General features: G+C 55.9%; 12 protein-coding genes. 4 read left to right on the top strand and 8 right to left on the bottom strand.

Going from position 1 to position 14,671, the window contains the following annotated elements:
• Positions 1 to 383: 383 nt before the first annotated feature.
• Together ACWKXN_RS20475 and mdtD are read left to right on the top strand one after the other, a co-directional pair.
• A complete protein-coding gene (locus ACWKXN_RS20475) occupies positions 384 to 1,091 on the top strand; it encodes a FadR/GntR family transcriptional regulator (protein ID WP_033144369.1) in 708 nt (235 codons plus the stop codon).
• Positions 1,088 to 2,521 (top strand): multidrug transporter subunit MdtD, encoded by a 1,434-nt coding sequence (gene mdtD, locus ACWKXN_RS20470; protein ID WP_033144368.1) that lies wholly within the window; start codon positions 1,088 to 1,090, stop codon positions 2,519 to 2,521. Before ACWKXN_RS20475 ends, mdtD begins: the two co-directional genes overlap by 4 nt.
• Here mdtD and rbsR read toward each other — a convergent pair.
• The 7 genes from rbsR to kup all read right to left on the bottom strand — a co-directional run bounded on the left by rbsR (position 2,487) and on the right by kup (position 10,405).
• Positions 2,487 to 3,479: a ribose operon transcriptional repressor RbsR gene (rbsR, locus tag ACWKXN_RS20465; protein WP_073001901.1), complete on the bottom strand. Its 993-nt coding sequence runs from the start codon at positions 3,477 to 3,479 to the stop codon at positions 2,487 to 2,489. The genes mdtD and rbsR overlap by 35 nt on opposite strands.
• Before the next feature lie 3 nt (positions 3,480 to 3,482).
• Positions 3,483 to 4,412 carry a ribokinase gene (gene rbsK / locus ACWKXN_RS20460; RefSeq protein ID WP_454544270.1) on the bottom strand — a complete coding sequence of 310 codons (930 nt, stop codon included), beginning with the start codon at positions 4,410 to 4,412 and terminating at the stop codon, positions 3,483 to 3,485.
• 106 nt (positions 4,413 to 4,518) lie between these two features.
• A complete protein-coding gene (gene rbsB, locus ACWKXN_RS20455; protein ID WP_010426610.1) occupies positions 4,519 to 5,409 on the bottom strand; it encodes a ribose ABC transporter substrate-binding protein RbsB in 891 nt (296 codons plus the stop codon).
• Positions 5,410 to 5,436: 27 nt separating this feature from the next.
• Positions 5,437 to 6,402 carry a ribose ABC transporter permease gene (gene rbsC, locus ACWKXN_RS20450; RefSeq protein ID WP_006808742.1) on the bottom strand — a complete coding sequence of 322 codons (966 nt, stop codon included), beginning with the start codon at positions 6,400 to 6,402 and terminating at the stop codon, positions 5,437 to 5,439.
• A 4-nt stretch (positions 6,403 to 6,406) separates the two neighbouring features.
• Entirely contained in the window at positions 6,407 to 7,912 is a 1,506-nt protein-coding gene (rbsA, locus tag ACWKXN_RS20445; RefSeq protein ID WP_023309779.1) for a ribose ABC transporter ATP-binding protein RbsA, read from the bottom strand.
• Positions 7,913 to 7,919: 7 nt separating this feature from the next.
• Positions 7,920 to 8,339 carry a D-ribose pyranase gene (rbsD, locus tag ACWKXN_RS20440; protein WP_003862392.1) on the bottom strand — a complete coding sequence of 140 codons (420 nt, stop codon included), beginning with the start codon at positions 8,337 to 8,339 and terminating at the stop codon, positions 7,920 to 7,922.
• Positions 8,340 to 8,536: 197 nt separating this feature from the next.
• Entirely contained in the window at positions 8,537 to 10,405 is a 1,869-nt protein-coding gene (gene kup, locus ACWKXN_RS20435; protein WP_023309781.1) for a low affinity potassium transporter Kup, read from the bottom strand.
• 222 nt (positions 10,406 to 10,627) lie between these two features.
• Here kup and ravA point away from each other — a divergent pair, with 222 nt between their 5' ends.
• Complete coding sequence (gene ravA / locus ACWKXN_RS20430; RefSeq protein WP_454544269.1) at positions 10,628 to 12,124, top strand: ATPase RavA; 1,497 nt, start codon at positions 10,628 to 10,630, stop codon at positions 12,122 to 12,124.
• Positions 12,118 to 13,569, top strand: coding sequence for an ATPase RavA stimulator ViaA (gene viaA, locus ACWKXN_RS20425; protein WP_058842016.1), 1,452 nt, complete (start codon positions 12,118 to 12,120; stop codon positions 13,567 to 13,569). The genes ravA and viaA overlap by 7 nt, the downstream gene beginning before the upstream one ends.
• Here the strand turns inward: viaA and asnA are convergent, their stop codons facing one another.
• The gene (gene asnA / locus ACWKXN_RS20420; protein ID WP_454544268.1) at positions 13,570 to 14,562 is read right to left on the bottom strand and encodes an aspartate--ammonia ligase; all 993 of its coding nucleotides are present in this window, start codon (positions 14,560 to 14,562) and stop codon (positions 13,570 to 13,572) included.
• Positions 14,563 to 14,671 lie beyond the last annotated feature (109 nt).

Below are 14,671 nucleotides of genomic sequence, written 5' to 3'. Positions count from 1 at the left end.
TTGTCCGAAGACATTAAGAATCCATGTCACTTTGAGTGCCCACACAGATTGTCTGATAAATTGTTAAAGAGCAGTGCCGCTTCGCTTTTCGCAGCGGCGCGGGGTGTGCATATTACGCTTTCCCGCTTCAGAGTCAAGTGATTAATTTCGCTTTTCTCTGCTGACCCGGCGGCGTGTGTGCCGTTGTTCCGTGTCAGTGGAGGCGCATTATAGGGAGTTATTCCGACGTGACAAGAGGAAATTTAAAAAAAGTTTCCATCCGCGTTTTTTTTCACCAACAGAGGTGAAATCAAGCTACAAATTGTTCTATTTGATGTATCTGCAACCACAATCACATTCGAGGTGGCATAATTATCAGCATGAATCTTTAAGGAATAAAAGCGATGCCATTAAGCGCACAACAGCTGGCCGCCCAAAAAAACCTGTCGTACGTGCTGGCAGAAAAGCTGGCTCAGCGGATTTTAGCGGGTAAATATCCCCCGGGTAGCATCCTGCCGGGTGAAATGGAGCTGGGTGAGCAGTTTGGGGTGAGCCGTACCGCCGTGCGCGAAGCGGTGAAAACCCTAACGGCAAAAGGTATGGTGCTTCCACGCCCTCGCATTGGCACGCGCGTGATGCCACAGAGTAACTGGAATTTTCTCGATCAGGAGCTGCTCTCCTGGTGGATGACGGAAGATAACTTTCATCAGGTCGTCGATCACTTTCTGGTGATGCGCAGCAGCCTTGAACCTCAGGCATGCCTGCTTGCCGCCACGCTAGGAACAGCAGAGCAGAAAGCGCAGCTTAACGCATTGATGGAAGAGATGGTGTTCCTGAAAAAACACTTCAACCGCGAACGCTGGGTTGAGGTCGATATGGCCTGGCATGAACACATCTATATGATGAGCGCCAATCCGTTCCTCACCTCTTTTGCCTCTTTATTTCATTCGGTGTATCACACCTACTTTACCTCTATTACACAAAACGAAGTGGTAAAACTGGATTTGCACCAGGCGATAGTTGATGCCATCCAGGAAAGCGACGGGCAGCGAGCCCTGAGTGCGTGCCAGGCATTGCTGGCCGCGCCAACCCACCAGCAGGTAAATAAATGACAACGAAAAAAGCGCGCAGCATGGCCGGATTGCCGTGGATTGCAGCCATGGCGTTTTTTATGCAGGCACTGGATGCCACCATCCTCAACACAGCGCTTCCCGCTATAGCGCAAAGCCTTAACCGCTCCCCGCTGGCGATGCAGTCCGCCATCATCAGCTACACCCTGACGGTCGCAATGTTAATTCCGGTCAGCGGCTGGCTGGCCGACCGCTTTGGCACCCGCAGAGTTTTCATGCTGGCCGTCACGCTCTTTACGCTCGGTTCGCTGGCCTGTGCGCTCTCCTCATCCTTAACGGAGCTGGTTATCTTCCGCGTATTGCAGGGCATTGGCGGCGCGATGATGATGCCGGTGGCGCGCCTTGCTTTGCTGCGGGCCTACCCCAGGAGCGAACTGCTTCCCGTACTCAACTTCGTCACCATGCCGGGCCTGGTTGGCCCGATTCTTGGCCCGGTACTCGGTGGCGTGTTTGTCACCTGGGCAAGCTGGCACTGGATCTTCCTGATTAATATTCCAATTGGCGTTGCGGGGCTGCTGTATGCCCGCAAATATATGCCGAACTTCACCACGCCAAGGCGCAGCTTCGATATGGGCGGCTTTTTCCTGTTTGGCCTGAGCCTGGTGTTATTCTCCAGCGGGATGGAGCTGTTTGGCGAGAAGATCGTCGCGACGTGGTTAGCACTCTCCGTTATCCTCGGCGGTATTCTGTTATTCCTTCTTTATATACGTCACGCGCGCCGTCACCCGACGCCGTTAATCTCCCTGGGGCTCTTTAACACCCGAACGTTTTCCGTAGGGATTGCTGGGAACATTGCGTCTCGTCTGGGGACGGGTTGCGTACCGTTCCTGATGCCATTGATGCTGCAGGTGGGTTTCGGCTACCCGGCCCTGATTGCTGGCTGCATGATGGCGCCCACGGCAATGGGCTCGATTCTGGCAAAATCAACCGTGACACAGGTGCTGCGCTGGTTTGGCTATCGTAAGACGCTGGTTGGCGTGACGGTCTTTATCGGTCTGATGATTGCGCAGTTCTCGCTGCAATCCGCCGCGTTACCCGTCTGGATGCTGATCCTGCCGCTGTTTGTGTTGGGCATGGCGATGTCGACGCAGTTCACGTCGATGAACACCATCACCCTCGCCGACCTGACTGACGAGAACGCCAGTAGCGGCAACAGCGTGCTGGCGGTAACGCAACAGCTGTCGATCAGTTTAGGGGTTGCAGTGAGTGCAGCGGTGCTGAGGTTTTATGAGGGTTTTGACAGCGCGAATACCGTTGAGCAGTTCCACTATACCTTTATCACCATGGGCGCACTTACCGTGGTATCGGCGCTGGTCTTTATGCTGTTAAAACCAAAAGACGGCCGAAACCTGATTAAAGAGCGTCACAAAGAGAAAGCTAAACCGAACCGCGTTCCATCAGAACAGGAGTAAGCTGCAGCCGTTGCTGTTGCAGCGTGGGCTGCGCCATACGGTGGATCAACACATCGATGGCCAGCTCGCCCAGTTCATCCTTCGGCTGATGAATAGTGGTCAGCGGCGGCGTCATGTAGCTGGCCAGTTCGATATCGTCATAGCCAATCACCGCCATATCGTCCGGCACGCGTAGCCCCGCCTGATACAACGCCTGATAGGCACCAAACGCCATCGCGTCGTTACCAATAAAGACCGCCTGCGGACGCGGCTTTTGCGTTAGCAGTTTCTGCATTGCCTCGAAGCCGCCGTTAAACTCAAAGTCGCCTGTGATCCGGTAGCCATCAGGAATGGCAAGCCCCGCTCGTTCCATGGCGGAAAGATACCCTTCCAGACGCAAACGCGCCGGAGTTTTATCCAGCGGCCCCGTAATACAGGCAATGCGAGTGTGTCCTTTATCAATCAGGTACTGAGTCGCCATATCGCCGCCCAGCAGGGAGTTATCCTGAATGAGATCGCTGGTTCCGTCGAACGGCGCCCAGTCCATCATCACGGTGGGAATCGAAGGATAACGCTGGATGATCTCTTTCGAGGGCTGGTGCGTTTCGGTGCAGAGCAGCAGTAGCCCGTCGACGCGTTTTTGCATCAGCGTTTCCAGGTTACGATTCATGCGCTGCTCGTCTCCCTCGGTATTGCACAGCACCAGGCTGTAGCCACGCTCGAAGCAGCTGCGCTCCACGCCGCGAACCAGTTCTGAATAAAAGGGGTTGGTACTGGCGGTGATCAGCATACCGATGGTGCGCGTCTGGTTGAGCTTAAGACTGCGCGCCAGCGCAGACGGCGCATAGTTGAGTTCTTTTACCGCAGCTTCGACTTTCTCACGAATCGCCTCGCTGACGAAGCGATCGTTGTTTATAACGTGGGAGACCGTCGAGGTAGAAACGCCCGCCATGCGGGCGACATCTTTCATTGTGGCCAAGCGTTACCCCTGCTGACTTAAGAATTCATCGATCTCTTTACGCCACGGAACGGAAGGCTGGGCGCCTTTGCGCGTCACCGCAATCGCTGCAGCAGCGTGTGCGAAGCGAATAGCGTCATCCATTCTCTTGCCTTCCAGCAGCGCGGTGACCAGTGCACCGTTGAAGGTATCTCCCGCTGCGATGGTATCAATCGCTTTGACCTTAAAGCCCGGCACGCGACGGCCTTCGCCATTTACGCTTGCCCACACCCCACGGCTACCAAGTGTGATAATCACGGTACCGATGCCCTTATCATGCAGTGCACGCGCGGCTCGCGCGGCATCGTCATCATTTTCTACGCGGATGCCCGTCAGCTTTTCGGCTTCGGTTTCGTTCGGCGTAATGATGTCCACCAGCGCCAGCAGCTCGTCTGATAATACCCGGGCCGGGGCCGGGTTAAGTACGACAGTGGTATGATTTTCATGCGCAATTTTCGCGGCAGCCAGCACGCTTTCAACCGGTGACTCCAGTTGCATGAGCAGGGCTTCCGCTCCGGCGATGATGGCACGTTGCGCTTCTACGCGCTCCGTCGTCAGCGCAGCGTTAGCACCCGCATGAATACCGATGACATTCTCACCTTCAGCGTTGACGAAAATCAGCGCCACGCCGGTCGATTCCCCTGCAACCACGCTGACCGATGCGACATCAATGTTGTCGCTCGCCAGCTGTTTGCGTACGCGCTCACCGGTATCGTCATCACCCGTGCAGGCGATAAACGCAATATTCGCCCCGCTGCGACCGGCGGCGACGGCCTGGTTGGCACCTTTACCGCCAAATGCCACCTGATACTGGTTACCCGTGACGGTTTCGCCCGGTGCAGGGAACGATTCAAGGTTAAGAATGTGATCGGCATTAATACTGCCAAGGACGACGAGGTTGCCTGCGGTTTTCATGGTTGGGTTGTCCATCTGAGAGCGCCACCGGTGTTACCCGGTGGCGTATGCCACACTTTTCTTTATTGGTGTCCCTCAGGCAGCCAGCGACTGCCTGATTCGCCTTTTACTGCTTGATGACCAGCTTCAGGTCAACTGGGTATTTAGCCTGAACTTTTTCGCCCTTCAGCACTTTGTCGGCAGTTTCAACGCCAGTGGCGCCAATCTGCTCAGGCAGCTGAGCGATGGTCGCAGCCAGTTTGCCATCGTTTACTGCTTTTTCACCATCCGGCGTGCCGTCAAATCCGACAACCATCACATCAGATTTACCTGCGGTCTGCAGGGCACGCAGCGCGCCCAGCGCCATTTCGTCGTTCTGCGCGAATACCGCCTGCACGTCAGGGTGTGCGGTCAGCAGGTTCTGCATAACGTTCAGACCTTTAGTACGGTCGAAGTCTGCCGGCTGGCTGGCCAGCACGTTGAATTTGTGCGCAGCCACAGCCTGCTGGAAGCCTTCACCACGCTCGCGGGCTGCGGACGTACCGGCAATCCCCTGCAGTTCGATAACTTTCGCGCCTTCGCCGGCTTTCTTCGCGATGTAATCACCCGCGATTTTGCCGCCCAGCACGTTATCAGACGCAATGTGGCTAACAACTTCGCCTTTCGTTGCCTGGCGGTCCAGAGTAATCACCGGAATTTTCGCCTGGTTTGCCATTTTAACTGCGTTACCTACGGCGTCAGAATCGGTTGGGTTGATCAGCAGAATTTTGGTGCCGCGAACGGTTAAGTCCTGAACGTTAGCCAGCTCTTTCGCCGGGTTGTTCTGTGAATCCAGTACCACCAGGTTGTAGCCCAGTTTGTCCGCTTCTTTCTGCGCACCGTCCTTCAGGGAGACGAAGAACGGGTTGTTCAGGGTAGAGACAACCAGCGCGATGGTATCTTTCGCCATGGCGTTAGCACTTACGGTTGCGCTCAGCGCGACAGCAGAAACCAGGGTAGCCAGTTTTTTCATGTTCATATCTAAGATGTCCTGTAGTGTCGTCAGTTACTGTTTTTTGTTGTCTACCAGTACCGCCAGCAAAATCACCACTGCCTTAACGATCATCTGGTAATAGGAGGAAACACCTAACAAATTCAAACCATTATTCAGGAAACCGAGAATCAGTGCGCCGATCAATGTCCCAACAATGCGACCTTTACCGCCCGCAAGACTCGTACCGCCCAGAACCACTGCTGCGATAGCATCCAGCTCATACCCCGTGCCCGCCGTCGGCTGCGCAGAAGAGAGGCGCGCCACTTCGATGATACCTGCCAGCGATGCCAGCAGACCGCACAGGGAGTAAACGATAATTTTGACTTTATTAACGCTGATCCCGGACAGGCGCGTTGCCGCTTCGTTACCGCCCAGCGCGTAAATATAACGGCCCAGACGGGTGTGGTGCAGCATGTACCACGCCGCCAGGAAGACGATAGCCATGATCCAGACCGGGGTCGGAACACCCAGCGGGCGACCGATACCGAACCAGCCAAACAGATCCGCGTTATCGGTAAAGCCGGTATTAACCGGGCTACCGTTGGTGTATACCATGGTCACACCGCGCAGCAGCAGCATCATCACCAGCGTGGCGATAAACGCCTGAACGCGGCCTTTTGCTACAATCACGCCGGTTACGGCACCAATCGCCGCGCCTGCCGCCAGGGCAGCGGCCACGGCCACCAGCGCGTTGACTTCAATGCCGACAATCGAAGCGGCGATCGCGCCGGTGAGCGCCAGCAGGGAACCGACGGACAGATCGATACCTGAGGTCAAAATCACCAGCGTCATGCCGACCGCCATAATGGCGTTCACCGATGTTTGCTGCAGAATGTTGAACAGGTTATTAACGGTGAAAAAGTTCGGGCTCATGGTCGACACAATCGCGATCAGCACCAGCAGGGCAATCAGCGATTTTTGTTCCATCAGCCATGCCTTTGTGAAATAGCGGCGACCAGAAACAGCCTGGGTAGTCATCTTCTTACTCCTGATTCACGCGATTAAGCTTGCCCACAGCGGCAGCCATCAGAACTTCCTGGGTGGCCTGCTCGCGAGTGAATTCACCGCCGAGATGCCCTTCATGCATGACGATAATGCGATCGCTCATGCCTAATACTTCTGGCATCTCGGAAGAGACCAGAATGATGCTCAGACCGTCGGCCTTGAACTGGTTAATCAGCTGATAGATCTCTTTCTTCGCGCCCACGTCCACGCCACGGGTTGGCTCGTCGAGGATCAGCACTTTCGGGCGCGTCATCAGCCCGCGCGCAATCGCCACTTTCTGCTGATTACCGCCGGACAACAGGCCAATCGCCTGCTCCATCGACGGGGTTTTGACGTTAAAGAGGCGGATAAAATCGCTGACCGCCTGCTGCTCATCTTTATGCTTCAGGCTACCGCCGCTATGGCTGAAATAGCGCAGCGCGGTCAGGGACATGTTCTCTTTAACCGACATCCCCAGCACCAGGCCGTCGCGTTTGCGGTCTTCGGAGATATAAACGATGCCGTTCGCCAGACCATCCTGCGGAGAACGGGTGACCACTTCATGACCGTCGAGGGTGACATAACCGCTGGTGCGCGGCAGTGCGCCGTACAACACTTTCATCAGCTCGGTACGTCCGGCACCCATCAGTCCCGCCACGCCCAGGATCTCGCCCTGGCGCAGGGTAAAGGTCACGTCGTTCACACCCGGACCGCAGAGGTTGTCCACCTTCAGGCGGATCTCACCCGGCGCTTTCTCCAGATGCGGATACTGATCTTCGAGCTTGCGTCCCACCATCATTTCGATGAGCGTATCTTCGGTCAGCGTGGCGACTTCGCGCTCGGCAATAAACTGCCCGTCGCGGAAGACGGTAACGTCATCGCAGATTTCGAAGATCTCTTTCATGCGGTGAGAGATATAGACAATCCCGCGCCCCTGCGACTTCAGCTCGCGGATCACGCGGAACAGGGATTCGGTTTCGGTATCGGTCAGGGCGTCGGTCGGTTCATCCATAATGATGACCTTCGACTCAAAGCTCAGCACCTTCGCGATTTCCACCATCTGCTGATCGCCAATGGACAGATCGCCTACCAGGCGGTCGCTCTTAAAGCGCAGGTTCAGCTTCGCCAGCAGCTTGTCCGCTTCGGCGTACATGGTTTTCCAGTCGATTTTGCCGAACCGGTTAACAAACTCGCGGCCGAGGAAGATGTTTTCCGCAATGGTGAGCTGAGGAATGAGGTTCAGCTCCTGGTGAATAATACCGATACCCGCTTCCTGAGAAGATTTTGGGCCATTGAAGGTAGTCTCTTTACCCAGCCAGACGAGTGAACCGGCATCGCGTTGATAGATACCGGTCAGCACTTTCATCATGGTGGATTTGCCGGCACCGTTTTCGCCCACCAGCGCCATCACGCGCCCGGGGTAGACGTTCAGCGCCGCGCCGGAGAGGGCTTTTACGCCCGGGAACGACTTATCGATCCCTTTGAGTTGCAGTAATGCGTCCATGATGGCCTCAGAAGGTGACGCCAGCACAGAGAATGATATTCGCATACGGGGAACACTCCCCGCTGCGAATCACCGCCTGACTGTCTGCGGTTTGTTGTTTGAACTGTTCGTGCGTCGTGTAACGAATTTCTATGGTGTTTCCCTGGTGTTGTTGCAGTTGCTCAATATGGCTGAGCAACGTTTCGTGGAGTTGCGGATTATGTTGTTTGATTTCCGCCGCGAGAATGGCCGCCTCAACCTGCATCTCCGCCGTCACAACTTCCAGTACCTGCATAAACGAGGGTACACCCTGCGTTAACGCCATATCGATACGGGTTGTGCTGCGCGGAACCGGTAAGCCTGCATCGCAAACCACCAGCGTATCGGTATGCCCAAGACGGGAAATAACCGATGAGATTTCTGAGTTGAGTACCGTGCCTTTCTTCATTTTATTGCTCCACTAGCGAAACGTTTCGCTGACATCAGTTTAATCTCAAGAATGTTCAGAAAACCATCATGACGTAACAGATTTGTGATCGACGTCGAAACGTTTCGCTAAGTGAAATGCAGAGACAATTATTGTGGGTTGGCGAGGGGTTTGGTAGGCCGGGTAAGCGAAGCGCCACCCGGCATTTTCAGAAGGGATTAGATCTCGACCTGCGTCCCCAGCTCAATCACGCGGTTAGGCGGGATCTCAAACTGGTCAGGCGCGCGCAGGGCGTTACGCTGCAGGATGAGGTACAGCTTGCCGCGCAGGCGCAGATACCACGGACGCTTGCCGATGATTAGCGACTCGTGCGACATAAAGAACGACGTCTCCATCATCCGGCAGCTCAGCCCTTCCAGGCCGCAGCGGTGGAACACCTCTTCCACGTTTGGCGTTTCGCGCCAGCCGTAGCTTGCCACCACGCGCCAGAAGGTCGGCGACAGCTGCTCGATCTGCACGCGACGCACGTTGTGAACATACGGCGCATCTTCGGTGCGCAGCGTCAGCAGGATCACGCGCTCGTGCAGCACTTTGTTGTGCTTGAGGTTATGCATAAGCGCGAACGGAATGACGTTCAGCGCGCGAGACATATATACCGCAGTACCCGGCACGCGGACCGGCGGGGATTTCTCCAGAGAAGCGATCATCGCCTCAAGAGAGTTCCCGTGCTCGTGCATGCGGCGCAGCAGGCGGAAACGCTCGCTTTTCCAGGTGGTCATGACGATGAACATCACCAGACCCAGCGTCAGCGGCAGCCAGCCACCGGAGACAATTTTATCGAGGTTCGCTGAGAACAGCGGTACGTCGATACACAGGAAGCCCACCAGAATCATCGCCACGAGGAATTTATTCCAGTGCCAGTTTCGGTACGCCACCGTGGTGGAGAGAAGCGATGTCAGCACCATCGTACCGGTTACCGCAATACCGTACGCCGCCGCCAGGTTACTGGAGTGCTCGAAGCTGACGATAACAATAACAACAGCGAAATAGAGGAGCCAGTTAACGAACGGGATGTAGATTTGGCCTGACTCCATCTCTGAGGTATGGATGATGCGCATCGGTGACAGATACCCCAGACGCACGGCCTGGCGCGTCAGAGAAAACACGCCGGAAATCACCGCCTGGGAGGCAATGACGGTCGCCAGCGTCGCCAGGATCAGCATCGGCACCAGAGCCCAGTCGGGCGCCAGCAGGAAGAACGGGTTCTTGATCGCTTCCGGGTTTTTAAGCAACAGCGCGCCCTGACCGAAATAGTTCAGCACCAGCGACGGCAGCACCACAATAAACCATGCCACGCGGATAGGCAGTTTCCCGAAGTGGCCCATGTCAGCATACAGCGCTTCCACACCGGTGATGGAGAGCACGACGGCCCCCAGCGCCACGAAGGAAACCACTTTGTATTCGAGGAAGAAATGCACCGCCCAGTAAGGGTTCAGCGCATGCAGCACTTCAGGGTTCGCAATAATGCTGCGCAAGCCAAGCGCCGCCAGGATCAGGAACCAGGCCAGCATAATCGGCGCGAACAGTTTGCCCACCAGCCCTGTACCGTGCTTCTGGATCATGAACAGCAGCGTCAGGACAATAATGGCCAGCGGAACCACCCATGAATCGAGCTGCGGAGCGATAATCTCCAGCCCCTCAATCGCCGACAGCACCGAGATAGCCGGCGTTATCACCACTTCCCCGTAGAAGAAACTGCCGCCAATCAGGCCGATAATGACCAGCACAGAGGTCATCCTGGCCGAGGTATTACGCCCGGCAAGAGACATCAGGGTCAGGATCCCACCTTCACCTGCGTTATCAGCACGCATAACGAAGGAGAGATATTTAACGGAAACCACCAGGATCAGCAGCCAGAAAATGAGGGACAGGAAGCCAAACACGGCATCGCGTTCAACACCAAAACCAAACTGGCCGGACAGACATTCACGAAGCGTATAAAGCGGGCTGGTGCCGATATCACCGTAGACAACCCCGATCGCCGCAAGCGTTATTGCGGGTAATGATTGCTTATTATCAGTGCTCATAGACTAGTCTTTTCGTTTAAATAACAAATGTGTTCCCGGTCCCTTGGCCCACAAAAAGCGCACAGTATGCACGATTCATTGCAAAATCGTACCCCTAAATGCAACCGCATTAATGTAGCGCAAAGAAAATTGCGCCGCACTTCAGTCTATTACCAGCCCTGACTGAAACGTCTATACTCGCTTCAATTGGCCGCCACGACGGCGAAAGGATGCAAAACTATTATGGCTCACTCACATTTATTAGCAGAAAGAATTTCCCGCCTCAGCAGCGCGCTGGAAAAAGGCCTTTTCGAGCGTAGCCACGCCATCCGCCTCTGCTTACTGGCGGCGTTGAGCGGTGAAAGCGTGTTTTTGCTGGGACCGCCGGGCATTGCCAAAAGCCTGATTGCCCGCAGGCTGAAATTTGCTTTTCAGAACGCCCGCGCCTTCGAATATCTCATGACCCGGTTTTCCACCCCAGAAGAAGTTTTTGGTCCGCTCTCCATTCAGGCATTGAAAGATGAGGGGCGCTATCAGCGTCTGACAGAAGGGTATCTTCCGGAGGCTGAGATTGTTTTTCTCGATGAGATCTGGAAAGCGGGGCCGGCTATTCTGAACACCCTGCTCACGGCGATAAACGAACGTCGGTTCCGTAACGGCGCCAGTGAAGAGAAAATCCCGATGCGCCTGCTGGTGGCCGCCTCTAACGAACTGCCTGAAGCCGACAGCAGTCTGGAAGCGCTGTATGACCGTATGCTTATCCGCCTGTGGCTGGACAAAGTGCAGGATAAATCCAACTTCCGCTCCATGCTGGTCAGCCAGCAGGATGAAAGTGAAAACCCGGTATCCGCTTCGCTGCAGGTAACGGATGAGGAGTATCACCAGTGGCAGCAGGATATCGGCAAAATCAAACTGCCAGACGCCGTCTTCGAGCTGATCTATCTGCTGCGCCAGCAGCTTGATCTCATCCCTTCAGCGCCCTATGTCTCCGATCGCCGCTGGAAAAAAGCGATCCGCCTGCTGCAGGCGAGCGCCCTGTTCAGCGGGCGTGATGCCGTTGCGCCAATCGATCTGATCCTGCTGAAAGACTGCCTCTGGCACGATGCAGAAGGCATGAACCTGATGCAGCAGCAGCTTGACGTTTTGATGACCGGACACGCCTGGGGGCAGCAGGCAATGCTCAACCAGCTGGGGGCGATTGCCCAGCGGCGCATCCAGCTCCAGCAGCTGCAAAGTGATAAAACCGCGCTGAAAGTGAATCGTCTTGGGGGCATGTTCGCCCGCAAACCGCACTACGAGCTTCCCGCGGATCTGACTGGCGCAACGCTAACGTTGCTGCTCCAGCAGCCGCTTAAACTGCATGATATGCAGGTGGTGCACATTACGATTGAGCGCGAGGCGCTGGCGCAGTGGCTGGATAAGGGCGGAGAGATCCGAGGAAAACTCAACGGCATTGGTTTCGCGCAGCCGCTGAATATGGAAGTGGACAGCAGCCAGCACCTGGTGATCCGCGACGTCAGCCTCCTGGGATCGCGTCTTGCGCTTCCGGGCACCGCCTCTGACAGCGTCCCCGAAGAGATTAAGCAGCAGCTGGAAGCGCTGGATACCGAATGGCATCAGCAGCACACCCGCTTTAGCGAGCAGCAAAAATGCCTCTTTATTCATAGCGACTGGCTAGGTCGCATCGAAGCCAGCCTGCAGGACGTCAGCGCGCAGATCAAACAGGCGCGTCAATGCTAACGCTGGATACGCTTAACGTCATGCTGGCCGTCAGCGAGGAGGGGTTGATCGAAGAAGTGGTCATTACCCTTCTGGCGTCGCCGCAGCTGGCGGCGTTTTTTGAAAAATTTCCAAAGCTTAAAAAGGCGATGACGGACGATCTTCCGCGCTGGCGCGATAACCTTCGCCAGCGGTTTAAGGAGACGGAAGTCCCGCCTGAATTGACGGAGGAGGTCGCCAGCTATCAGCAGTGCCAACGGCTGTCGACACCGCAGTTTATCGTCCAGCTGCCGCAAACCCTTACGCTGCTTGATAAAGTCCACTCTCCGTTTGCCAGCCAGGCGCGGGCGCTGGTTACGGATAACGCCACTTTTACCCCGGCGCTGCATACCCTGTTCCTACAGCGCTGGCGCCTCAGCCTGGTGGTTCAGGCCACAACGCTGAACCAGCAGCTGCTGGACGAAGAGCGTGAACAGCTGCTCAGTGAAGTTCAGGAACGGATGACGCTGAGCGGCCAGCTAGAACAGGTGCTGGTGGAGAATGAAAACGCCGCAGGACGCCTGTGGGACATGAGCGCCGGCCAGCTCCGGCGCGGGGATTATCAGCTGATCGTCAAATACGGCGATTTTCTGGCGCAGCAGCCCGAGCTGATGAAGCTTGCAGAACAGCTGGGTCGCTCAAGGGAGGCAAAGTCGGTCCCAAAGAAAGATGCCCCGATGGAAACCTTCCGCACCCTGGTGCGCGAACCGGCTACCGTGCCGGAGCAGGTCGACGGGCTCCAGCAGAGCGATGACATTTTACGCCTGCTGCCCACGGAACTGAGCACGCTGGGGATGACCGAGCTGGAGTATGAGTTCTATCGTCGGCTGGTGGAAAAACAGCTTCTCACCTACCGACTGCACGGCGAAGCCTGGCGTGAGAAAGTCAGCCAACGGCCGGTCGTCCATCAGGATTTTGATGAACAGCCGCGCGGGCCATTCATTGTTTGCGTGGATACGTCCGGTTCGATGGGCGGGTTTAACGAGCAGTGCGCTAAGGCGTTCTGTCTGGCACTGATGCGCGTGGCGCTGGCCGATCGCCGCCGCTGCTTCATCATGCTCTTCTCCAGCGAGGTGGTGGGCTATGAGCTGACGAACCAGCAGGGTATCGAGCAGGCAATCCGCTTCCTGAGCCAGCGCTTTCGCGGCGGCACGGATCTGGCCAGCTGCTTTCGCAGCATTGTGGAGCGTATGCAGGGAGGCGACTGGTACGACGCTGACGCGGTGGTCATTTCCGATTTTATTGCCCAGCGGCTGCCGGATGACGTGGTGAATAAGGTGAAGGAGTTACAGCGGGTGCACCAGCACCGATTTCATGCGGTGGCGATGTCAGCCCATGGAAAACCCGGCATCATGCGCATCTTCGATCATATCTGGCGCTTTGATACCGGGCTGCGTAGCCGCCTGCTCAGACGCTGGCAGCGTTAATTACAGAAGAGAACCGACGCTTTCACGTACCTGCTGCGGCCAGACGCCACACTGAACCTGACCGATATGGGGTAATTGCAGCAGCAGCATGGTCAGACGGGACTGGCCGATACCACCGCCGATAGTCTGAGGCATTTCACCGCGCAGCAGCGCCTGGTGCCACTCGAGTTTGAGACGATCTTCATCGCCGGTGACCGCCAGCTGGCGCTTCAGCGAGTCAGCATCCACGCGGATCCCCATAGAAGAGAGCTCGAAGGCGTCTTCCAGTACCGGGTTCCACACCAGAATATCGCCGTTCAGCCCGGCAAATTCGCCCTCACCCTCAGTACTCCAGTCATCATAATCCGGCGCGCGAACGTCGTGGCGTTTGCCATCAGACAGTTTGCCGCCGATACCGATCAGGAATACTGCACCTAATTCTTTGGCGATCGCACGCTCCCGGCCTTTAGCATCGAGATCCGGGAAGCGGCTCAGCAGCGCCTGGCTGTGAACAAAGTGGATCGTATCCGGCAGGAACGGCGCCAGACCAAACTCTTTGCTCACGGCCGCTTCGGTTGCTTTGATCCCGGCGTAGATCGCCTCAACGGTGGATTTCAGCGTGCCGACGTGACGTTCACCATCACCCATTACGCGCTCCCAGTCCCACTGGTCAACGTAAACGGAATGAATCGGTGAAAGGCGATCTTCATCGGGACGAAGGGCTTTCATGTGCGTGTAAAGCCCTTCGCCCGCGCTGAAGTCGTGTTGTCCCAGGGTTTGACGCTTCCACTTCGCCAGTGAATGAACCACTTCGAACTGAGCGTCTGGCAGTGTTTTCACTTTCACCTGTACCGCTTTTTCGCATCCAGAGAGGTTATCCTGCGTCCCGTCACCCACGCGGCTCAGAATCGGCGCCTGAACTTCAATAAGGCCAAGCTTCTCTTCCAGCTGGCGGGAAAAATGGGATTTTACGAAACTGATCTGGCGTTGTTTTGCGATGTAAGCGGTTTTCATTATTTATACTCCTGCGTCCTGTTGATATTGATTAAGCAACAGAAATGGCATCATATTCAATAACTCATCAACAAAAAGCCACCTTCACTTTTGATTCGATAAAATTAAA

The organism is Enterobacter sp. UPMP2060, assembly GCF_053709655.1.
Note: the sequence above shows the minus strand (reverse complement) of the source record. Positions and strands in the feature narration are given on the sequence as shown.

Coding starts and splice junctions, on each gene's coding strand:
- ACWKXN_RS20475 (WP_033144369.1), top strand. CDS start 384: ATGCCATTAAGCGCACAACAGCTGGCCGCCCAAAAAAACCTGTCGTAC.
- mdtD (WP_033144368.1), top strand. CDS start 1,088: ATGACAACGAAAAAAGCGCGCAGCATGGCCGGATTGCCGTGGATTGCA.
- rbsK (WP_454544270.1), bottom strand. CDS start 4,412: ATGAAAACCGCAGGCAACCTCGTCGTCCTTGGCAGTATTAATGCCGAT.
- rbsB (WP_010426610.1), bottom strand. CDS start 5,409: ATGAACATGAAAAAACTGGCTACCCTGGTTTCTGCTGTCGCGCTGAGC.
- rbsC (WP_006808742.1), bottom strand. CDS start 6,402: ATGACTACCCAGGCTGTTTCTGGTCGCCGCTATTTCACAAAGGCATGG.
- rbsA (WP_023309779.1), bottom strand. CDS start 7,912: ATGGACGCATTACTGCAACTCAAAGGGATCGATAAGTCGTTCCCGGGC.
- rbsD (WP_003862392.1), bottom strand. CDS start 8,339: ATGAAGAAAGGCACGGTACTCAACTCAGAAATCTCATCGGTTATTTCC.
- kup (WP_023309781.1), bottom strand. CDS start 10,405: ATGAGCACTGATAATAAGCAATCATTACCCGCAATAACGCTTGCGGCG.
- ravA (WP_454544269.1), top strand. CDS start 10,628: ATGGCTCACTCACATTTATTAGCAGAAAGAATTTCCCGCCTCAGCAGC.
- viaA (WP_058842016.1), top strand. CDS start 12,118: ATGCTAACGCTGGATACGCTTAACGTCATGCTGGCCGTCAGCGAGGAG.
- asnA (WP_454544268.1), bottom strand. CDS start 14,562: ATGAAAACCGCTTACATCGCAAAACAACGCCAGATCAGTTTCGTAAAA.